The sequence below is a fragment of the Kitasatospora sp. NPDC048715 genome (assembly GCF_043198905.1).
Taxonomy (GTDB): domain Bacteria; phylum Actinomycetota; class Actinomycetes; order Streptomycetales; family Streptomycetaceae; genus Kitasatospora; species Kitasatospora lactacystinica.
Window position 1 is genome coordinate 234,561 of sequence record NZ_JBICVH010000012.1, and the last position, 18,697, is coordinate 253,257.

Below are 18,697 nucleotides of genomic sequence, written 5' to 3' on the forward strand. Positions count from 1 at the left end.
TCGACGACACGAGAAGGCCGGCAACGCGGCCGGCTGGAGGGAATCCGATGGGACGGACACTCGCAGAGAAGGTCTGGGACGACCACGTCGTGCGGCGCGCGGAGGGCGAACCCGACCTCCTCTTCATCGACCTGCACCTGCTCCACGAGGTCACCAGCCCGCAGGCCTTCGACGGGCTGCGGCTGGCCGGCCGTACGGTCCGCCGCACCGATCTGACGATCGCCACCGAGGACCACAACACCCCCACCCTGGACATCGACAAGCCGATCGCCGACCCGGTCTCCAGGGTGCAGTTGGAGACCCTGCGCAGGAACGCCGCCGAGTTCGGCGTCCGGATCCACTCGCTCGGCGACGTCGAGCAGGGCGTCGTGCACGTCGTCGGCCCGCAGCTCGGCCTGACCCAGCCCGGCATGACCGTGGTCTGCGGTGACTCCCACACCTCGACCCACGGCGCTTTCGGCGCACTGGCGTTCGGCATCGGCACCAGCCAGGTCGAGCACGTGCTGGCCACCCAGACCCTGCCGCTGGCGCCGTTCCGGACGATGGCGATCACCGTCGAGGGCGAGCTGCCCGAGGGCGTCACCGCCAAGGACCTGATCCTGGCCGTCATCACGAAGATCGGCACCGGCGGCGGCCAGGGCTACGTCCTGGAGTACCGCGGTTCGGCGATCCGGAGCCTGTCCATGGAGGCCCGGATGACCGTCTGCAACATGTCGATCGAGGCCGGCGCCCGGGCGGGCATGATCGCCCCGGACGAGACCACCTTCGCGTACCTCCAGGGCCGCCCGCACGCCCCGCAGGGCGAGGACTGGGACGCCGCCGTCGCGTACTGGAGGACCCTGGGCACCGACGAGGACGCGGTCTTCGACCACGAGATCTTCATCGACGCGAGCGAGCTGACCCCGTTCGTCACCTGGGGCACCAACCCGGGCCAGGGCGCCCCGCTGGGCGCCGAGGTGCCGGACCCGGCGTCCTTCGCCGACCCGCAGGAGCGCCTGGCCGCCGAGAACGCCCTGGCGTACATGGGCCTGGAGGCCGGCACCCCGCTGCGCGAGGTGAAGGTCGACGCCGTCTTCGTCGGCTCCTGCACCAACGGCCGGATCGAGGACCTGCGGGCCGCCGCGGCCGTCGTGGAGGGCCGCCGGGTCGCCGACGGCGTCCGGATGCTGGTGGTCCCCGGCTCCGTCCGGGTCGCCCTCCAGGCCGTCGAGGAGGGCCTGGACAAGGTGTTCACCGCGGCCGGTGCCGAGTGGCGCCACGCGGGCTGCTCGATGTGCCTGGGCATGAACCCCGACCAGCTCGCCCCGGGGGAGCGCTGCGCCTCCACCTCGAACCGCAACTTCGAGGGCCGGCAGGGCAAGGGCGGCCGTACCCACCTGGTCTCCCCGCAGGTCGCCGCCGCGACCGCCGTCCTGGGCCGTCTCGCCGCCCCCTCCGACCTGTCCGCCGACGTCGCTGCCGTGGAGGCCTGAGCCATGGAGAAGTTCACCACCCACACCGGCCGGGCCGTGCCGCTGCGCCGCAGCAACGTGGACACCGACCAGATCATCCCGGCCCACTGGCTCAAGAAGGTCACCCGATCCGGTTTCGAGGGCGGCCTGTTCGAGGCCTGGCGCAAGGACGAGTCGTTCATCCTCAACCGGCCCGAGCGGCAGGGCGCCACGGTCCTGGTGGCCGGCCCCGAGTTCGGCACCGGCTCCTCCCGGGAGCACGCCGTCTGGGCGCTCCAGAACTACGGCTTCCACGCGGTCGTCTCGTCGCGCTTCGCCGACATCTTCCGGGGCAACTCCCTGAAGAACGGCCTGCTGACGGTCGTCCTGCCGCAGGAGACCGTGGAACGGCTCTGGGCGCTCACGGAGAGTGACCCTTCGGCCGAGATCACCGTTGACCTGGAGGCGCGCGAAGTGCGTGCCGAGGGCGTCGTCGCGGCCTTCGAACTGGACGACAACGTCCGGTGGCGGCTGCTCAACGGCCTGGACGACATCAGCATCACCCTGCGGAACGAGGCCGACATCGCGGCCTTCGAGGAGACCCGTCCGGCCTTCAAGCCCCGTACTCTGCCGGTCGCCTGAGTTCCCCTCAGAACAAGCATTCTGACGATCCACCGGATGGCCCGTGCCCCCCTCGGGGGGGCCGGGCCATCCGTCGTTCCGGAGCACGAGTTAGCGCCGCGGCCCGCCCCGGATTGCCCATTTGGCTTTGCGGAAGAGGGGCCCGCGCAAGTACAACTGCGGGTAGATGGCACAATCAGTACATGCACCGGCACCATGAACCTCCGTACGCGGGCGGCGAACCCGCGGCTGAGGACTCCATGGGCCGGCCATCCGAACGCCGAATTGACGATCGGCCGGACGTCACCTCCGCACCAGCTGAGGGGCCGGACGACCAGGAAGTCGCAGCGCTCTACGCGCTTGTGGCCGAGCGGTTGAAGCAAGCTCACGCCCGCGTGCATGCGCTGAACGTGTCTGCCGATGCAAAGACCGCTCTCACCCGTCAACTCCTCATCGTCACCGAGGCCGCCAAGCGCGATCTTCCGGAGGCGGCAAGGCGGTTGAGTCGCTTTGTACATGACCTCGACGAGCGGCCCCCGCCGCTCGACTGAGGTCGCCGACGCGCAAATCCATTGCGACACTAGGGTGATTCGCGCGTTTGGTAATTGAAAGTCCGCAGATACATACCTAACGTGCGAAAAGAACGGATGGAATCATCCGGCGCCCGTTTCCGAAGGGGAAGACGTGAACAAGGCTCAGCTTGTCGAAGCGGTGGCCGAGCAGCTGGGCGGTCGCAAGGCTGCCGCAGAGGCCGTCGACGCAGTGCTCGACACCATGGTCCGTGCCGTTGTGGCCGGTGACCGGGTCTCGGTCACCGGGTTCGGCACCTTCGAGAAGGTGGAGCGCTCCGCGCGCTTCGCCCGCAACCCGCAGACCGGCGAGCGGGTCAAGGTCAAGAAGACCTCGGTCCCGCGCTTCCGTCCGGGTCAGGGCTTCAAGGACCTGGTCAGCGGCAGCAAGAAGCTGCCGAAGGAAGGCCCCTCGGTGAAGAAGGCCCCCAAGGGCTCCCTCACCCCGGGCAAGAGCGGCGTGGCCGCCACCCCGGCCGCCAAGCGTGCCGCCACCAAGCGCGCCGCCGCTGCTGCCGCCGCCGCCCCGGCCGCCAAGAAGGCCGCCGCCAAGAAGACGGCCACCACGGCCGCCGTCAAGAAGGCGACCACCACGGCCGCCGCCAAGAAGACCACGGCGACCGCCAAGAAGACCGCCGCGAAGACCACGGCCGTCAAGGCCACCGCCGCCAAGACCACGGCCGCGAAGACCACCGCCGCGAAGAAGACCACGGCGACCGCGACCAAGGCCGCCGCGACCAAGAAGACGGCCGCGGCGAAGAAGGCGACCACCACGGCCGCCGCCAAGAAGACCACGGCCACCGCCAAGAAGGCGACCGCCACGGCCAAGAAGACGGCGCCGGCGAAGAAGACCGCCACCCGCAAGACCACCGCGCGCAAGACCTCTGCCAAGTAAGTCCCGCGCGACCGTCCCAGGACGGCCTTCGGCTCAGAGCCGCGGCACCCCCTTCCGTGAATTCGCGGAGACGGGTCGCCGCGGCTCTTTCGATTTCCGGGCGCTTAGTCAGGAATCGACGGCGTGCGGCGGCGCGGGGGAGTTCCGGGCGGTGCGGCGGGATGGCCCGCGGGCCGGTCCGGCCGGGCCCGACGGCGCCGGACGGGGCCGTCAGCCCTCGGCGGGGTCCGGGAAGGTCTGGAGCGTCACGAAGACCACCCGGCGGGCCTCGCCGGTGCCCTCGGTGCGGATCCGCACCCGCTGGCCGGGGCGCAGCAGCCGCAGGCCGCCGGCGTCGAAGGCGGCCGCGTCGAACGGCACCGGGGTCCCGTCGTCGAGCAGCACGGAGCCGGCCCGGGTGGCGGGGTCGAAGGTGAACGAGGTGGCCTGCATGCGAGCAGCATAGCGAGCGGGCCGGCCCCGGCCCGGGAGCAGGTCGACGCCCGGGCCGGGACGCGCCGGGGCGGCTCCGGGCGGTGCCCGGGCGGCGGCCGGGAGGGCTCAGGAAAGGCTCAGCCGGGCGAACAGCGCGCTGGTGTGCGGTCCGAGGCCGAGCGCCGCGGCCTCGCCGAGGTCCGTCCCGGTGTCCACGTCCCGGCGCACCGACTCCACGTCCGCGAGGCGCAGTTCGAGCGCCCCGCCGGCCGCGTGCCGGGCCCGTGAGCCGTCCCCGAAGGCGGGGGAGAGCGGACGGCCGGGGGCGCAGGCGAGCAGCGTGGTGCCGAGGCCGGGGGTGTCCGGCAGGAAGGCCCGGCCGTCCGCCGGCACCGCGCCCAGCACCCGGGCCAGTTCGGCCGGACGCAGCGCCGGGAGGTCCGCCGAGAGCACCGCCAGCGGGGCCCGCGGGGCCAGGGCCAGGGCGCGCTCGGCGCCGTGCGCCAGCGCCCGGTTGAGGCCTCCGTCGGGCTCGTCGGCGACCACCAGGGCGCCGAGCGCGGTCAGCCGGGCGCCGGCCGCGGCGTCGCGGGTGACCACCAGGACCCGGCCGACCCCGGGGGTGGCCAGGGCGGCGGTGACGGTGTCCAGGGCGAAGGACAGGGCCAGGTCGGCCCGGTGCGGTCCGGCGTACGGCGCCAGTCTGCTCTTCGCCATGGTGAGCGGCTTGAGCGGAAGCACCAGCGACCAGCCGGCGGTGGGTGCGGGGGGCGCGACGGCCCCGCTGGGGCGTACGGTGTCCTGGGTCATCGGCGTCATTCTGGCGCCGGTCCCGGAGCCCTCGCCAGGCCGTCCGAGCTGTGCGGACGTGCGTTTGATCACGCCCGCCGGGCGGGTTGGCGCGGTTGCTCGACAGCCGGTGATCGGGCGGGCGACACTGTTCCGCGCCCGTGGCCCGGGCACCGGTGGAATCGGTGCGCGGCACCGGGACGCCATGACCGCGGTAATCCGTGCCGCATCGGATGAGAAGGAGCTGGGGTGGCCCGCCGCTCGTACGCCAAGTTCGGCAACGCCGACTACGGCATCTGGTACCGCTTCGCGGCCGTGCTGGTGAAGCCGGTGACGACCGCCCTGGTGAAGCCCGACTGGCGGGGCTGGGAGCACATTCCGAAGAACGGCGGCTTCATCGCCGCGGTGAACCACAATTCGATCATCGATCCGGTGATCTACGCGCACTGGCAGTACAACAGCGGACGTCCGCCGCGCATTCTCGGCAAGTCCTCGCTGTTCTCGGTCCCCTTCATCGGATTCATGCTGCGCAAAACCGGTCAGATTCCGGTGTTCCGCGAGTCCACCGACGCCGCGCAGGCGTTCCGGGCCGCGATCGACGCGGTCAACAGCGGCCAGTGCGTGCAGTTCTACCCGGAGGGCACGCTCACCCGGGACCCGGACCTGTGGCCGATGACCGGCAAGAGCGGTGTCGCCCGGGTCGCGCTGATGACCGGTGCGCCGGTCATCCCGGTCGCGCACTGGGGCGCCCACGAGATCATCCCGCCGTACGGCCGGCCCGGTCTCGGAAAGGGCAGGTTCAACCTGTTCCCGCGGCACCGGGTCACCGTCGCGGCCGGGCCCGCGGTGGACCTGAGCAAGTACCGGGGGCAGGAACTCACCGCCCAGGTGCTCGCCGACGCCACCGAGGACATCATGACGGCGATCACCGCCGTGCTGGCGGAGGTCCGCGGCGAGGAACCGCCCGCCGAGCGCTACGACATGCGCAGGGCCGCCCGGGAGCGTGCCGCGGCGGCGCTGGCCGAGCGCCGGCGCGCCAAGGGCGAGCGGGGCAAGGGCACCGAGGAGGCCGGCAAGTGATCCGTTGCGCCGTGATGGGGACCGGCTCCTGGGGCACCGCGTTCGCGCTGGTGCTCGCCGACGCGGGCTGCGAGGTCGTGCTGTGGGCCCGCCGCCAGGAGCTGGTGGACGCCGTCAACTCCACCCACGAGAACCCGGACTACCTCCCGGGCGTCCGGCTGCCCGACACCGTGCGGGCGACCACCGACGCCGCCGAGGCGCTGGCCGGCGCCGACTTCGCGGTGCTCGTGGTGCCCTCGCAGACGCTGCGCGACAACCTGGCCGCCTGGACGCCGCTGATCGAGCCGCAGACCGTGCTGGTGAGCCTGATGAAGGGCATCGAACTCGGCACCGCCAAGCGGATGAGCGAGGTGATCGACGAGGTCACCGGAGTCGGCCCGGAGCGCGTCGCGGTGGTCAGCGGGCCCAACCTGGCCAAGGAGATCGCCAACCGGCAGCCCGCGGCCAGCGTGGTCGCCTGCTCCGACGAGGCGGTCGCCAAGCGGCTCCAGGCGGCCTGCCACACGCCGTACTTCCGGCCGTACACCAACACCGACGTGGTGGGCTGCGAACTCGGCGGCGCGGTCAAGAACGTGATCGGCCTGGCGGTCGGCATGGCGGCCGGCATGGGACTCGGGGACAACACCAAGGCGACCCTGATCACCCGAGGGCTGGCCGAGACCACCCGGCTCGGCGAGGTGCTGGGCGCGGACCCGCACACCTTCGCCGGACTCGCCGGGATGGGCGACCTGGTGGCCACCTGCTCCTCGCCGCTGTCGCGCAACAACACCTTCGGGATGAACCTGGGCCGGGGCATGTCGCTCGCGGAGACCATCGCGGCCACCCGGCAGACCGCCGAGGGCGTCAAGTCCTGCGAGTCGGTCCTGGACCTGGCCCGGCGCAACGGGGTCGACATGCCGATCGTCGAGGCCGTGGTGGACGTGGTGCACAACGGGCGGCCGACCCAGGAGGCGCTGCAGACGCTGATGTCGCGTTCGGCGAAGGCCGAGCGGCGCTGAGTCCGGCGGGCCGCGGCCCGGGGCCGCGGCGCCCGTCCGGCCCCCGCGGGACCGCCGACTCCCCGGTGGTGCCTGCCTTCCGGCAGGGCCTCGCACGGTAGTCTCAAACCCGATATGAGCATCGAACAGTCCTCCCCGAACCGGCCCGACCGGAAGCCGCGCGTCGCGCTGGTCTTCGGCGGGCGCAGCTCCGAGCACGCGATCTCGGTCTCCACCGCGGGCAGTGTGCTCAGGGCGATCGACCGCGACAAGTACGACGTGCTGCCGATCGGCATCACGCACGAGGGCCGCTGGGCGCTGACCAGCGACGAGCCGGCCCGGATGGCCATCACCGACGGGCGGCTGCCGGACGTGGCGCACGTCGCCGAGGGCGTCGACGGCCAGGTCGCGCTGCCGGTCTCCCCGGGCAGCCGCGAGGTGGTCCTGACCGAGCCGGGCAGCGCCCCCAAGGCCCTCGGCGAGGTCGACGTGGTGTTCCCGCTGCTGCACGGCCCGTGGGGCGAGGACGGCACGCTCCAGGGCCTGCTGGAGCTCTCCGGCGTCCCGTACGTCGGCAACGGCGTGCTGGCGAGCGCGGCCGGCATGGACAAGGAGTTCGCGAAGCGGATCCTGGCCTCGCACGGCCTGAACGTCGGCCGCTACACCATCGTGCGGCCGCGCGACTGGGAGTCCGAGGCGGGCCGCGCGGCGGTGCGCGAGCGGGCCGCCGAGCTGGGTCTGCCGCTGTTCGTGAAGCCCTGCCGGGCCGGCTCCAGCATCGGCATCACCAAGGTGAAGGACCTGGCCGACCTCGACGCCGCGATCGAGGAGGCCCGCCGGCACGACCCCAAGCTCATCATCGAGGCCGGCGTGACCGGCCGCGAGATCGAGTGCGGCGTGCTGGAGTTCGAGGACGGCCCGCGGGCCAGCGTGGCCGGCGAGATCCTGGTCGGCGAGGGCTTCGACTTCTACGACTTCGAGGCCAAGTACATCGACTCCTCGGACGTGAAGATCCCGGCGGACCTGACCGCCGAGGAGCTCGCCGAGATCCGGCGCCAGGCGGTCGAGGCCTTCGAGGCGCTCGGCTGCGAGGGCCTGGCCCGGGTGGACTTCTTCCTGCTGGAGGACGGCACCTGGATGATCAACGAGATCAACACCATGCCCGGCTTCACCCCGATCTCGGCCTACCCGAAGATGTGGGAGGCCAGCGGGGTCGCGTACCCGGAGCTGATCGACCGGCTGCTCGGGACGGCGCTGCGCCGCTCGACCGGGCTGCGCTAGCGGGTCCTGCCGCGGAGGGCGGGCCGGGGAGCTCCCGGCCCGCCCTCGGTGCGTCCCCCGGGGCGCGGCTCCCGCCGCCGGGCTCAGCCCGGGACGTTGGCCTTGACCGCGCCGGTCAGGGCGGCCGCCGGGTCGAAGGGGTTCTGCGCGGCCCCGGCCGGGACGGTCACCTCGACGTAGGCGGCGCGCATGGTCGTCACGAAGCGGTAGCCGCCGTCGGCGAGCTTCTGCGACCACCAGGTGACGCCGTCGACGCTCGGGGACCAGTCCGCGGCGTGGTCGCCGTCCAGCTCCTCCGGCCGGTCGATGCCGCAGCGCAGCACCGTCCGGGGGGAATCGCCCCAGGCGGCCACGTACGGGGAGGCGGGCGACGGGTCGTTGCGGGCGTGCCCGAGCAGGTCGGCCGGCAGCGCGGCGGCCAGCGACCGGCAGTACCCGGCCGCCCGGCCGCCCGGCTGCGGGACCTCGACCTTCGGGTCGGCCGGCCCCCAGCTGCCGACCAGCGCCACGACGGTGCAGGTCAGGGCGACGGGCAGGGCCAGCCAGCGGACCGGGGCCGGCAGGGCGGTCAGCGCCTCGGGGACGCGGAGTTCTCTGGCCACCCGCCGATGGTAACCGGGGCCCGGGTGGCCGGACGTGCCGGTGCGCCGGGCCACCGGGGCCCGGGCGCACCGGTGCACCGGCCTACAGGTGCACCACCGGGCAGGTGAGGGTGCGGGTGATGCCCTCGACCTTCTGGACCCGGGCCACCACCAGTCGGCCCAGTTCGTCCACCGTCTCGGCCTCGGCCTTGACGATCACGTCGTAGGGGCCGGTGACGTCCTCGGCGGTGAGTACGCCGGGGACCTCGGCGATGGTTCGGGCCACGGCGGTGGCCTTGCCAACCTCGGTCTGGATCAGGATGTATGCCTGTACCACGGGGACCTCCCGGCGGCCGGTTGAGGGGGGATCGCCGCCGTGATCGCCCGGTCAGGCGCATGGGTGGGTGGGCTCACCGGCAGTCTGATCACCACGCTACCTCGCAGCGGGCCGGGGAGGGGAGACCCCGAGGCCCCGGAAGGGCGTACGCTGCGCGCGGGGGAGCGCGACGGGGGCCGAAGACGGATGGAAACGCGAGAGGACGGCAGATGCAGGGGACCGTGGGCGAGCTCGGCGAGTTCGGCCTCATCAGGGAGCTGACCGCCCGGGTACCGCTCACCGACGCGGTCGACCTCGGCCCGGGTGACGACGCCGCGGTGGTACGGGCTCCGGACGGCCGGGTGGTGGCGACCACGGACGTCCTGATCGAGAACCGGCACTTCCGCCGGGACTGGTCCACCGCCTACGACGTGGGCCGCAAGGCCGCCGCCCAGAACCTCGCCGACGTGGCCGCGATGGGGGCGGTGCCGACCGCGATACTGCTCGGTCTGGTCACCCCCGCGGACCTGCCGACCACCTGGGCCACCGAGTTGATGGACGGGCTGCGCGACGAGTGCCAGGTGGCCGGGGCGACGGTGGTCGGCGGCGACGTGGTGCGCGGCGACACCGTCATGCTGGCCATCACGGCGCTCGGGGACCTCCAGGGGCGTGCGGCGGTGACCCGCTCCGGTGCGCAGGTCGGCGACGTGGTCGCGGTGACCGGCTGGCTCGGCTGGTCGGCCGCCGGCCTGACCGTGCTCCAGCGCGGCTTCCGCTCCCCGCGCGCCTTCGTCGAGGCGCACCGCCGGCCCGAACCGCCGTACCACGCGGGCCCGGCGGCGGCCGAGCTGGGCGCGACCTCGATGATCGACGTGAGCGACGGGCTGGTCGCCGACCTCGGCCACGTGGCCCGGGCCAGCGAGGTGGACATCGACCTGAAGGCCGCCGACTTCGACGTCCCGGCGCAGATGGCCGACATCGGCCAGGCGGTCGGCGTGGACCCGTTGGTCTGGGTGCTCTCCGGCGGCGAGGACCACGCGATCGTGGCCACCTTCCCGCGCGGGGTCCAACTCCCGGCCCGCTGGCGGGTGGTGGGCGAGGTGACCGGCCGCCCGACGGGCAGCCGCAGCGGCCGGGTCACGGTGGACGGCGCCCCCTGGGACCGGGTGGGCGGCTGGGACCACTTCGCCGAGTAGGGCCCGCCCCCGGATCGCGCCGGCCCCGGCGGGGGCCCGGGAGGCGGGCCCCGGCGGGCGGTCCGCGCCGATCCCCGTACGGCGGGCGGCGCGTGACGCTCCGGTGCGCTGGGAACGGGTGTCGAGGGTGCGTTGTGCGTAGGCTTGCGACACCCCAGCCCACCCGCACGGCGCGGGTGGCCCGACCCACTGCGAGCGGGAGCACACCAGACATGCGCATCGGTGTACTGACCAGCGGCGGCGACTGCCCCGGCCTCAACGCGGTGATCCGCTCCGTGGTGCACCGGGGCACCGACGTCCACGGACACGAGATCGTCGGCATCCTGGACGGCTTCCTCGGACTGATCGAGGGCCGCACCAGGACGGTCTCGCACGACGACGTCACCGGCCTGCTCACCCTCGGCGGCACCATCCTGGGCTCGGCCCGGGTGCGGCGGGACCGGATCGCCTGGGCGGTCGAGAACGCCAAGACGCTGGCCCGGGAGATCGGCATCGACGCGCTGATCGCGATCGGCGGGGAGGGCACGCTGACCGCCGCCAAGCTGTTCAGCGACGCCGGACTGCCCGTGGTCGGGGTGCCGAAGACCATCGACAACGACATCGACGCCACCGACGTGACCTTCGGCTTCGACACAGCCGTGCACGTCGCGACCGAGGCGATCGACCGGCTGAAGACCACCGCCGAGTCCCACCAGCGCGTCATGGTGGTCGAGTTGATGGGCCGGCACACCGGCTGGATCACCCTCACCGCGGGCATGGCGGGCGGTGCGCACGGCATCCTGATCCCGGAGAAGCCCTTCGACATCGAGGCGGTGGCCCGGATAATCGAGGACCGCTTCGCGCGCGGCAAGAAGTTCGCCATCATCGCCGTCGCCGAGGGCGCCTCCCCGCTGCCCGGCACCATGCGCTTCGACCACGGCGAGGTCGACCAGTACGGCCACCGGACCTTCGGCGGGATCGGCAACCGGCTCGCCCACGAGCTGGAGAACCTGCTCGGCAAGGAGGCCCGCCCGGTCATCCTCGGCCACGTCCAGCGCGGCGGCACCCCGACCGCCCGGGACCGGGTGCTCGCCACCCGGTTCGGCTGGCACGCGGTGGAGGCCGTCCAGCAGGGGGCGTTCGGACACTTCACCGCGCTGCGCCGGACCGGCATCGAACTGCTGCCGATCGGCGACGCGGTGACCAGGCTGAAGACGGTGCCGAAGGACCGCTGGGCGGAGTCCGAGGCGGTGCTCTGAGAGCGCGCCGGTAGGTTGGGGCCCATGGCCCTCCCGTCTCCCACCCCCGCCCCCGGCCGAAGCGCTTCGCACGGCCCCTCCGACGCCACCGCCCGCCTCACGCCTCCCCGGGTGCTCACCGTCGCCGGCTCCGACTCCGGCGGCGGCGCCGGAATCCAGGCCGACCTCAAGGCGATGCTCGCCCTCGGCGTCCACGGCATGAGCGTGATCACCGCCGTCACCGCGCAGAACTCGCTCGGCGTCCAGGGCTACTGGGAGCTGCCCGCGGAAGCGGTCCGGGCGCAGTTCCGCAGCGTGGTGGACGACATCGGGGTGCAGGCCGTGAAGACCGGCATGCTCGCCTCGGTCGAACTCGTCGAGACCGTCGCCGAGCTGCTGGCCGGGGTGGACGCCCCGGTGGTGGTCGACCCGGTCGGGGTCTCCAAGCACGGGGACGCGCTGCTGGTCGCCGAGGCCGTCGCCACCGTCCGCGAGAAGCTGCTGCCGGTCGCCACCCTGGCCACCCCCAACCTGCACGAGGTGACCCAGCTCACCGGGCTGACCGTCGAGGACGAGTCGCAGATGCTGGACGCCGCCAGGGCGCTGGTCGACCTCGGGCCGCGCTGGGCGCTGGTCAAGGGCGGCCACCTGCCGGGCGAGGCCGCCGACCTGCTGTACGGCGGACCCGGCGAGGTGCACTGGTTCCGGGCGCCCCGCTACGACAACCGGCACACCCACGGCACCGGCTGCACCCTGGCCAGCGCGATCGCGGCCGGACTGGCCAAGGGCGAGCCGCTGCCGCGGGCGGTGGCCTCGGCCAAGGAGTACATCACCGGCGCGATCGCCGGGGGCTTCGCCCTGGGCGCCGGCATCGGCCCGGTCGACCACGCCTGGCGCTGGCGCTGAGGACCCCGGAAGACGACAGTGGGCGGGCTCCTGGGAGGAGTCCGCCCACTGTCGGTGGGTCCGGAAAACGGCAGAGCCGGCCACGGAAACAGTGAAGCCGGCTCATCCGAGGATGAACCGGCTCACTGGAGGACCGGCTTGCCGGTCTGCGCGTCAGCGCGAGACCTTACCGGCCTTGATGCACGAGGTGCAGACGTTGAGCCGCTTCGGCGTCCGCCCAATCACAGCGCGCACCGTCTGGATGTTGGGGTTCCAACGACGGGGGGTACGGCGGTGAGAGTGGGAGATGCTGTTGCCGAAGCCCGGCCCCTTGCCGCAGACGTCGCAGTTGGCAGCCACAGGAGTCACTCCAAGACTTCAGATCAGATACTTTCGAAAACCCCGCTCGACCACCAGAACACTCGCGTGGACCAGACCGGACGAGGGGGTGAGCCTGGACGGTTCCAGGCAACCGGAAGAGCATACAACGCTTGCTTCCGTCCCACGAAACTACCATGACCGGCCGAGTGATCGCTCCGGTCGTCGGCCCGGACGGCCCCGCCCGCCCCCCGATAACCTGCCGGTATCACCCCTCGCCGCCGCCCCTCGGGCCACCGCGGCGTCCCATCCGGAGGAGACCTGGTGCTGCACACGCTCGACGCCCCGGCCGTGCGCACCTGGTGCCAGCTCGCCCTGCGGGCGCTCGGCCAGGCCCGCGAGGAGATCGACGCGCTCAACGTCTACCCCGTCCCGGACGGCGACACCGGCACCAACCTCTATCTGACCGTCGAGTCCGCCGCCGCCGAGGTGGAGAGCCGCTTCGCCGACCCCGCCGTCGGGACGGCCCCCGGGCTGGCGGACACGGTCCGGGCGATGGCCCGCGGCGCGCTGGTCGGCGCCCGCGGGAACTCCGGGGTGATCCTCGCCCAGTGGTTGCGCGGGACCGCCGAGACGCTCGCCGAGGGCGGCGGCGCCGACCAGCTGCGGGCCGCCCTGCAACGGGCCGCCGACTCCGCGTACCAGGCCGTCGCGGAGCCCGTCGAGGGGACCCTGCTGACCGTCGCCCGGGTCGCCGCCCGGGAGGCCGTCCGGGCCGGGGACGGGCTCGCGCAGGTCGCCGACACCGCCCACCGGGCCGCCCGGGACGCACTGCGGCACACCCCCGAGCAGCTCGCCGTGCTGGCCGAGAACGGGGTCGTGGACGCCGGCGGGCGCGGCCTGGTGGCCGTCCTCGGCGCGCTCGCCGACGCCGTCGCCGGGCAGCAGCCGATGGGGCCGGTCGCGCTGCGCGGGGACGTCCGGGCCGTCGAGAGCTGCGAGACGCACCTGCGGCCGCCCGGCCCCGGCCACCCCGCCTTCGAGGTCATCTACCTGCTGGACGCCCCCGACGAGGCGCTGCCCGCGCTGCGCGAGCGGCTCGGCGAGCTCGGCGACTCCCTGGTGGTCGGCGGCGGCGACGGCCTGTGGAACGTGCACGTCCACGTGGACGACGCGGGCGCCGCCGTGGAGGCCGGCGTCGGGGCCGGGCGCCCGCACCAGATCCGGATCACCCACTTCGCCGAGGCCGCCGCCCGCTCCGGCACCGTCGCCGAGCCCGGCGAGCGCGAGGAGCGGGCCCGGGCGGTGCTCTCGGTGGTCTCCGGCGAGGGCCTGGCCGAGCTCTGCGAACAGGCCGGCGCCGTCGTCCTGCACGCCGACCCGGACCGCCCGCCGGCCAGCGCCGAACTCGCCGCCGCGGTGCGCCGCTCGGCCGCCCGCGAGGTCGTCCTGCTGCTGAACGACCCGGAGCTGCGGGCCGCCGCCGGGGCCGCCGCCGACCAGCTGCGCGAGGAGGGGGTGCGGATCGCCGTCCTGCCCACCCGCTCGCCGGTGCAGGGACTGGCGGCGCTCGCGGTGCACGAGGGCGGCCGCCGCTTCGACGAGGACGTGGTCGCCATGACCTCCGCCGCCGGGGCCACCCGGTACGCGGAACTGGCCGTCGCCGAGGGGGAGTCCTGGACGATGGCCGGGGTCTGCCAGGCCGGGGACGTGCTCGGGCTGATCGACGGCGACGTCGCGGTGATCGGCGCCGGGCTGGCCGAGGTCGGCGAGAGCGTGCTGGACCGGATGCTCGGGGCGGGCGGCGAACTCGTCACCCTGATCCTCGGCGAGGGCACCGAGGAGGCGCTGGCCGAGCGGCTGGTCGCCCACGTGCGGCACCGCCGGCCCGAGGTGGACGCGGTGGTCTTCCACGGCGGGCAGGAACCGGCGCCGCTGCTCATCGGGGTGGAGTAGCCGCCGTTCTGTCCGCCCCTTGGTGTAAACAGGGGCCTGATGGGCGCTCTCGATGAACCACTGACCAAGCTCGTCGGCGACCGCACCGCGAAGGTGCTCGCCGACAGTCTCAAGCTGCGCACGGTCGGGGACCTGCTGCACCACTATCCGCGCCGCTACGTCGAACGCGGCCAGCTCACCAGCCTGGACGAGCTGGAGGTCGACGAGCACGTCACCGTGCTGGCCCGGATCGAGAAGGTCACCCTGATCCCGTTCCGCGGCCGCAAGGGCGACCGGCTGGAGGTCGTGGTCACCGACGGCCGCAGCCGGCTCTCGCTGGTCTTCTTCAACCAGGGCTGGCGGCAGAAGGAGCTCAAGGCCGGCGCCCAGGGCCTGTTCGCCGGAAAGGTCGGGGTCTTCAACCGGACCCGCCAGCTGGTCTCGCCGGACTACCAGCTGCTCGACGAGGACACGGGATCGGACGCCGCGCGGCAGTTCGCCGGCCGGCTCATCCCGGTGTACGGCGCCAGCGCGCAGATGCCCAGCTGGAAGCTGTCGATCTGCATCGAGACCGCGCTCACCAAGCACCTCGGCGACGTCGGCGAGCCGCTGCCCGCCGAACTGCGCGAGCGGCACGACCTGATCCCGCTGCCCGAGGCGCTGGAACTGATCCACCGCCCGCGCGGCCACGCCGACCGCGAGCGCGCCCAGAGCCGGCTGCGCTGGGACGAGGCCTTCGTGCTCCAGGTCGCCCTCGCGCAGCGCCGGGCCGCCGACTCCGCCCTGCCCGCCAAGCCGCGCCGGGCCCGCGAGGGCGGCCTGCTGGACGCCTTCGACGCCCGGCTGCCGTTCACCCTCACCGAGGGCCAGCGGTCCGTCTGCGCCGAGATCGCCGCCGACCTCGCCACCGACCACCCGATGCACCGGCTGCTCCAGGGCGAGGTCGGCTCCGGGAAGACCCTGGTCGCGCTGCGCGCCATGCTCGCCGTGGTGGACGCGGGCGGCCAGGCGGTGCTGCTGGCGCCCACCGAGGTGCTCGCCCAGCAGCACCACCGCTCGATCGTCGAGATGATGGGGGACCTCGCCGAGGGCGGCATGCTCGGCGGCTCCGACCTCGGCACCCGGGTGGTGCTGCTGACCGGCTCGATGGGTGTCCCCGCCCGCCGGCAGGCGCTGCTCGACATGGCCTGCGGGGACGCCGGGATCGCCATCGGCACCCACGCGCTGATCGAGGACAAGGTGCAGTTCCAGGACCTCGGCCTGGTCGTGGTGGACGAGCAGCACCGCTTCGGCGTCGAGCAGCGGGACGCGCTGCGCGCCAAGGGCGAGCAGCCGCCGCACCTGCTGGTGATGACGGCCACCCCGATCCCGCGCACCGTCGCGATGACGGTCTTCGGGGACCTGGAGACCTCCGTCCTGGACCAGCTGCCGGCCGGCCGCTCGCCGATCTCCACCCATGTCGTCCCGGCGCTGGAGAAGCCCAACTTCCTCACCCGGGCCTGGGAGCGGGTCCGCGAGGAGGTCGCCAAGGGCCACCAGGCGTACGTGGTCTGCCCCCGGATCGGGGACGAGGAGCCGGCGGCGGGCCCGGGGAAGAAGCGCCGCAAGGCCGCGGAGGAGGACTTCGAGGAGGTCGGCGACGAGGGCGGCGACGGAGGCGCGGCGAGCGACGAACGGCGGCCCCCGCTCTCGGTGGTGGAGACGGCCGAGAAGCTGGCGAAGGGCCCGCTGAGCGGCCTGCGGGTGGAGATCCTGCACGGCCGGCTCGCGCCCGAGGCCAAGGACGAGGTGATGCGCCGGTTCACGGCCGGCGAGGTGGACGTGCTGGTCGCCACCACGGTGATCGAGGTCGGCGTCAACGTCCCCAACTCCACCGCGATGGTCATCATGGACGCCGACCGCTTCGGCGTCTCCCAGCTCCACCAGCTGCGCGGCCGGGTCGGCCGCGGCAGCGCGGCGGGCCTGTGCCTGCTGGTCAGCGACATGCCCGGGGGCAGCGCCGCGCGGGCCCGGCTGGACGCGGTGGCGGGCACCCTGGACGGCTTCGAGCTGTCCCGGATCGACCTCGAACAGCGCCGCGAGGGCGACGTGCTGGGCCAGGCCCAGTCCGGGGTGAAGTCCTCGCTCAAGGTGCTCTCGGTGCTGGAGGACGAGGAGGTCATCCTCACCGCCCGCACCGAGGCCACCCGGCTGGTCGCCGAGGACCCGGACCTGGCCGCCCACCCGGAGCTGCGCACCGCGCTGGAGAGCCTGCTCGACGAGGACCGCGCGGCCTACATGGAGAAGGGCTGAGCGGTCCTTCGAGGGTCGGATTGTCAGACCCCCGGGAGAGAATGGAGTTGTTCAGGACGCACCTCCAAGGTGCGTACCTGGCACGACACTTGGGGGTCATGCCATGGCATTCCGTCATCTCAACGAGCTCCCGCTGGGCGACAAGGTCTTCCGGATCGAACTCGCCAGCGACGACGACCGCGAGGTCACCCTCACCCTGACCGGCTGGCGCGAGGGGGCGGCCGCCGCACCGCTCGCCTCGGGCAAGCTCCGCCTGCCGGTCGAGGACGTCGCCTCGCTGCGGATCGCGCTCAACCGCGCGCTGCGGGCGCTGGCGATCGTCGCCGACGTCTCCGAGCCCATCCCCGACCGCGACGTGCTGCGCGAGCTGTACCCCGGCCACGGCGCCCCCTGGGTGCCGCAGCACGAGGAGGAACTGGTCCGGCGCTTCCACGACGGCGAGACCATCGCCCGGATCGCCGCCCGGTTCGGCCGCACGCCCGACTCCGTCCGGACCAAGCTGCGCGAGCTCGGGCACGACCCGCGCCGCCCCGAGTTCTGCCCGCCCGACGGCTGCCTGTCCTGGTCCCGCTACGCCTCGCCGGCCCTGCTCGGCGCGGCCCTGCCGCCCCAGGCGGCGGGCTCCGAGGCGAGCTGACCCGTGCTCCCCGCAGGCCCCGCCGGTAAGCCCGGCGGGGCCTGCGCCGTATAGCGTGGTCGGGCAGCGACGAAAGGACCTCCCACCACCATGACCCGCGTGATCGCCGGGGCGGCCGGCGGCCGCCGACTGGCCGTACCGCCCGGCCGGGGCACCCGCCCGACCTCCGACAAGGCCCGCGAGGCGATGTTCTCCACCCTGGAGGCGCTGCGCGGCACCCTGCACGGGATCCGGATGCTGGACCTGTTCGGCGGATCGGGCGCGGTCGGACTGGAGGCGCTGTCGCGCGGCGCCGAGCACGTCCTGCTGGTCGAGGCGGACGGCCAGGCGGCCCGGGTGATCCGGGAGAACGTCCGGACGATCGGCCTGCCCGGGGCCGAGGTGCGGGCCGCCAGGGCGGAGAAGGTGATCGCCGGCCCGCCCCCGCAGAGCCCGTACGACCTGGTCTTCCTCGACCCGCCGTACGTGGTGACGGACGAGGAGGTCCGCGAGATGCTGATCACACTCCTGGCCGGGGGCTGGCTCGCGGACGACGCACTCGTCACCGTGGAGCGCAGCACCCGCGGCGGTGGGTTCGACTGGCCCGGGGGTTTCGAGGAACTGCGCTCCCGCCGCTACGGCGAGGGCACGCTCTGGTACGGTCGCGCCGCCGCCGCGGCCGGTGAGCAGAAGTAGCGGGCCGCGGCCCGCAGCAGCCGTCACCCCACGAGGGAGCACACACGCCATGCGCCGAGCCGTCTGTCCTGGTTCGTTCGACCCGATCACCAACGGTCACCTCGACATCATCGGGCGGGCCTCGAAGCTGTACGACGTGGTGCATGTCGCGGTCCTGATCAACCGGAACAAGCAGGGCATGTTCACCGTCGAGGAGCGGATCGGCCTGATCGAGGAGGTCACCGCGGGCTTCGGGAACCTGGTGGTCGAGTCGCACCACGGCCTGCTGGTGGACTTCTGCCGGGAGCGCAACATCCCCGCGATCATCAAGGGCCTGCGCGCGGTCAGCGACTTCGACTACGAGCTCCAGATGGCGCAGATGAACCACGGCCTGACCGGGGTGGAGACGCTGTTCGTGCCGACCTCGCCGACCTACAGCTTCCTCTCCTCGACGCTGGTCAAGGAGGTCGCCTCGTACGGCGGCGACGTCTCGCACCTGCTGCCGGAGACGGTGCACCGCCAACTGGTGGAGCGGATCGCGGAGCGCAAGGCCGAGCAGTAGGCGCCGTCTGTCCGCTTCTGCCGGTTCGTCATGGATTGTCCCGCGGGC

20 protein-coding genes are annotated in these 18,697 nt (G+C 73.4%); 15 read left to right on the forward strand and 5 right to left on the reverse strand.

Going from position 1 to position 18,697, the window contains the following annotated elements; translation table 11 throughout:
* Nucleotides 1-47: 47 nt before the first annotated feature.
* The 4 genes from leuC to ACGFSC_RS23535 all read left to right on the forward strand — a co-directional run bounded on the left by leuC (nucleotide 48) and on the right by ACGFSC_RS23535 (nucleotide 3,515).
* Nucleotides 48-1,472 (forward strand): 3-isopropylmalate dehydratase large subunit, encoded by a 1,425-nt coding sequence (leuC, locus tag ACGFSC_RS23520; protein WP_359900530.1) that lies wholly within the window; start codon nucleotides 48-50, stop codon nucleotides 1,470-1,472.
* 3 nt (nucleotides 1,473-1,475) lie between these two features.
* The gene (leuD, locus tag ACGFSC_RS23525) at nucleotides 1,476-2,072 is read left to right on the forward strand and encodes a 3-isopropylmalate dehydratase small subunit (RefSeq protein ID WP_359900532.1); all 597 of its coding nucleotides are present in this window, start codon (nucleotides 1,476-1,478) and stop codon (nucleotides 2,070-2,072) included.
* Between the two features lie 182 nt (nucleotides 2,073-2,254).
* On the forward strand, nucleotides 2,255-2,602 hold the full coding sequence (locus tag ACGFSC_RS23530; protein WP_380354200.1) for a hypothetical protein: 348 nt from the start codon (nucleotides 2,255-2,257) through the stop codon (nucleotides 2,600-2,602).
* Nucleotides 2,603-2,735: 133 nt separating this feature from the next.
* The gene (locus tag ACGFSC_RS23535; RefSeq protein ID WP_359900534.1) at nucleotides 2,736-3,515 is read left to right on the forward strand and encodes an HU family DNA-binding protein; all 780 of its coding nucleotides are present in this window, start codon (nucleotides 2,736-2,738) and stop codon (nucleotides 3,513-3,515) included.
* A 210-nt stretch (nucleotides 3,516-3,725) separates the two neighbouring features.
* Here ACGFSC_RS23535 and ACGFSC_RS23540 read toward each other — a convergent pair whose 3' ends face one another.
* Together ACGFSC_RS23540 and cofC are read right to left on the reverse strand one after the other, a co-directional pair.
* Nucleotides 3,726-3,947 carry a hypothetical protein gene (locus ACGFSC_RS23540; protein ID WP_359900536.1) on the reverse strand — a complete coding sequence of 74 codons (222 nt, stop codon included), beginning with the start codon at nucleotides 3,945-3,947 and terminating at the stop codon, nucleotides 3,726-3,728.
* A gap of 108 nt (nucleotides 3,948-4,055) precedes the next feature.
* Nucleotides 4,056-4,739: a 2-phospho-L-lactate guanylyltransferase gene (gene cofC / locus ACGFSC_RS23545; RefSeq protein ID WP_359900538.1), complete on the reverse strand. Its 684-nt coding sequence runs from the start codon at nucleotides 4,737-4,739 to the stop codon at nucleotides 4,056-4,058.
* A gap of 228 nt (nucleotides 4,740-4,967) precedes the next feature.
* On the opposite strand from cofC, the gene ACGFSC_RS23550 reads away from it, so the two are divergent.
* From ACGFSC_RS23550 to ACGFSC_RS23560, 3 genes are all read left to right on the forward strand, one after another.
* The gene (locus ACGFSC_RS23550; RefSeq protein ID WP_359900540.1) at nucleotides 4,968-5,798 is read left to right on the forward strand and encodes a lysophospholipid acyltransferase family protein; all 831 of its coding nucleotides are present in this window, start codon (nucleotides 4,968-4,970) and stop codon (nucleotides 5,796-5,798) included.
* Between the two features lie 14 nt (nucleotides 5,799-5,812).
* Nucleotides 5,813-6,796, forward strand: coding sequence for an NAD(P)H-dependent glycerol-3-phosphate dehydrogenase (locus tag ACGFSC_RS23555; protein WP_359900678.1), 984 nt, complete (start codon nucleotides 5,813-5,815; stop codon nucleotides 6,794-6,796).
* 114 nt (nucleotides 6,797-6,910) lie between these two features.
* A complete protein-coding gene (locus tag ACGFSC_RS23560) occupies nucleotides 6,911-8,056 on the forward strand; it encodes a D-alanine--D-alanine ligase family protein (protein WP_359900542.1) in 1,146 nt (381 codons plus the stop codon).
* Between the two features lie 83 nt (nucleotides 8,057-8,139).
* Here ACGFSC_RS23560 and ACGFSC_RS23565 read toward each other — a convergent pair whose 3' ends face one another.
* Nucleotides 8,140-8,658 carry a DUF3515 family protein gene (locus ACGFSC_RS23565; protein WP_359900543.1) on the reverse strand — a complete coding sequence of 173 codons (519 nt, stop codon included), beginning with the start codon at nucleotides 8,656-8,658 and terminating at the stop codon, nucleotides 8,140-8,142.
* An 82-nt stretch (nucleotides 8,659-8,740) separates the two neighbouring features.
* A complete protein-coding gene (locus ACGFSC_RS23570; protein ID WP_359900545.1) occupies nucleotides 8,741-8,974 on the reverse strand; it encodes an Lrp/AsnC ligand binding domain-containing protein in 234 nt (77 codons plus the stop codon).
* Between the two features lie 209 nt (nucleotides 8,975-9,183).
* On the opposite strand from ACGFSC_RS23570, the gene ACGFSC_RS23575 reads away from it, so the two are divergent.
* The 3 genes from ACGFSC_RS23575 to thiD all read left to right on the forward strand — a co-directional run bounded on the left by ACGFSC_RS23575 (nucleotide 9,184) and on the right by thiD (nucleotide 12,272).
* Nucleotides 9,184-10,149 (forward strand): thiamine-phosphate kinase, encoded by a 966-nt coding sequence (locus ACGFSC_RS23575; protein WP_359900547.1) that lies wholly within the window; start codon nucleotides 9,184-9,186, stop codon nucleotides 10,147-10,149.
* 212 nt (nucleotides 10,150-10,361) lie between these two features.
* The gene (locus ACGFSC_RS23580; protein ID WP_359900549.1) at nucleotides 10,362-11,387 is read left to right on the forward strand and encodes an ATP-dependent 6-phosphofructokinase; all 1,026 of its coding nucleotides are present in this window, start codon (nucleotides 10,362-10,364) and stop codon (nucleotides 11,385-11,387) included.
* Nucleotides 11,388-11,411: 24 nt separating this feature from the next.
* Nucleotides 11,412-12,272, forward strand: a complete 861-nt coding sequence (thiD, locus tag ACGFSC_RS23585; protein ID WP_359900551.1) for a bifunctional hydroxymethylpyrimidine kinase/phosphomethylpyrimidine kinase — start codon at nucleotides 11,412-11,414, stop codon at nucleotides 12,270-12,272.
* 153 nt (nucleotides 12,273-12,425) lie between these two features.
* Here thiD and rpmB read toward each other — a convergent pair whose 3' ends face one another.
* A complete protein-coding gene (gene rpmB / locus ACGFSC_RS23590) occupies nucleotides 12,426-12,611 on the reverse strand; it encodes a 50S ribosomal protein L28 (protein ID WP_014138233.1) in 186 nt (61 codons plus the stop codon).
* A 282-nt stretch (nucleotides 12,612-12,893) separates the two neighbouring features.
* On the opposite strand from rpmB, the gene ACGFSC_RS23595 reads away from it, so the two are divergent.
* From ACGFSC_RS23595 to coaD, 5 genes are all read left to right on the forward strand, one after another.
* Entirely contained in the window at nucleotides 12,894-14,525 is a 1,632-nt protein-coding gene (locus ACGFSC_RS23595) for a DAK2 domain-containing protein (protein ID WP_359900553.1), read from the forward strand.
* Nucleotides 14,526-14,564: 39 nt separating this feature from the next.
* Nucleotides 14,565-16,796: an ATP-dependent DNA helicase RecG gene (recG, locus tag ACGFSC_RS23600; RefSeq protein WP_359900555.1), complete on the forward strand. Its 2,232-nt coding sequence runs from the start codon at nucleotides 14,565-14,567 to the stop codon at nucleotides 16,794-16,796.
* Between the two features lie 103 nt (nucleotides 16,797-16,899).
* Nucleotides 16,900-17,433: a hypothetical protein gene (locus tag ACGFSC_RS23605; protein ID WP_359900557.1), complete on the forward strand. Its 534-nt coding sequence runs from the start codon at nucleotides 16,900-16,902 to the stop codon at nucleotides 17,431-17,433.
* Nucleotides 17,434-17,523: 90 nt separating this feature from the next.
* Nucleotides 17,524-18,108 (forward strand): 16S rRNA (guanine(966)-N(2))-methyltransferase RsmD, encoded by a 585-nt coding sequence (gene rsmD / locus ACGFSC_RS23610; protein ID WP_359900559.1) that lies wholly within the window; start codon nucleotides 17,524-17,526, stop codon nucleotides 18,106-18,108.
* A 49-nt stretch (nucleotides 18,109-18,157) separates the two neighbouring features.
* Complete coding sequence (gene coaD, locus ACGFSC_RS23615; RefSeq protein WP_359900561.1) at nucleotides 18,158-18,649, forward strand: pantetheine-phosphate adenylyltransferase; 492 nt, start codon at nucleotides 18,158-18,160, stop codon at nucleotides 18,647-18,649.
* Nucleotides 18,650-18,697 lie beyond the last annotated feature (48 nt).

Bases quoted from the DNA above. Each gene is read 5' to 3' on its own strand.
- leuC (WP_359900530.1), top strand. From the start codon at position 48: ATGGGACGGACACTCGCAGAGAAGGTCTGGGACGACCACGTCGTGCGG.
- leuD (WP_359900532.1), top strand. From the start codon at position 1,476: ATGGAGAAGTTCACCACCCACACCGGCCGGGCCGTGCCGCTGCGCCGC.
- ACGFSC_RS23530 (WP_380354200.1), top strand. From the start codon at position 2,255: ATGCACCGGCACCATGAACCTCCGTACGCGGGCGGCGAACCCGCGGCT.
- ACGFSC_RS23540 (WP_359900536.1), bottom strand. From the start codon at position 3,947: ATGCAGGCCACCTCGTTCACCTTCGACCCCGCCACCCGGGCCGGCTCC.
- cofC (WP_359900538.1), bottom strand. From the start codon at position 4,739: ATGACCCAGGACACCGTACGCCCCAGCGGGGCCGTCGCGCCCCCCGCA.
- ACGFSC_RS23555 (WP_359900678.1), top strand. From the start codon at position 5,813: ATGGGGACCGGCTCCTGGGGCACCGCGTTCGCGCTGGTGCTCGCCGAC.
- ACGFSC_RS23560 (WP_359900542.1), top strand. From the start codon at position 6,911: ATGAGCATCGAACAGTCCTCCCCGAACCGGCCCGACCGGAAGCCGCGC.
- ACGFSC_RS23575 (WP_359900547.1), top strand. From the start codon at position 9,184: ATGCAGGGGACCGTGGGCGAGCTCGGCGAGTTCGGCCTCATCAGGGAG.
- ACGFSC_RS23580 (WP_359900549.1), top strand. From the start codon at position 10,362: ATGCGCATCGGTGTACTGACCAGCGGCGGCGACTGCCCCGGCCTCAAC.
- thiD (WP_359900551.1), top strand. From the start codon at position 11,412: ATGGCCCTCCCGTCTCCCACCCCCGCCCCCGGCCGAAGCGCTTCGCAC.
- recG (WP_359900555.1), top strand. From the start codon at position 14,565: ATGGGCGCTCTCGATGAACCACTGACCAAGCTCGTCGGCGACCGCACC.
- ACGFSC_RS23605 (WP_359900557.1), top strand. From the start codon at position 16,900: ATGGCATTCCGTCATCTCAACGAGCTCCCGCTGGGCGACAAGGTCTTC.
- rsmD (WP_359900559.1), top strand. From the start codon at position 17,524: ATGACCCGCGTGATCGCCGGGGCGGCCGGCGGCCGCCGACTGGCCGTA.
- coaD (WP_359900561.1), top strand. From the start codon at position 18,158: ATGCGCCGAGCCGTCTGTCCTGGTTCGTTCGACCCGATCACCAACGGT.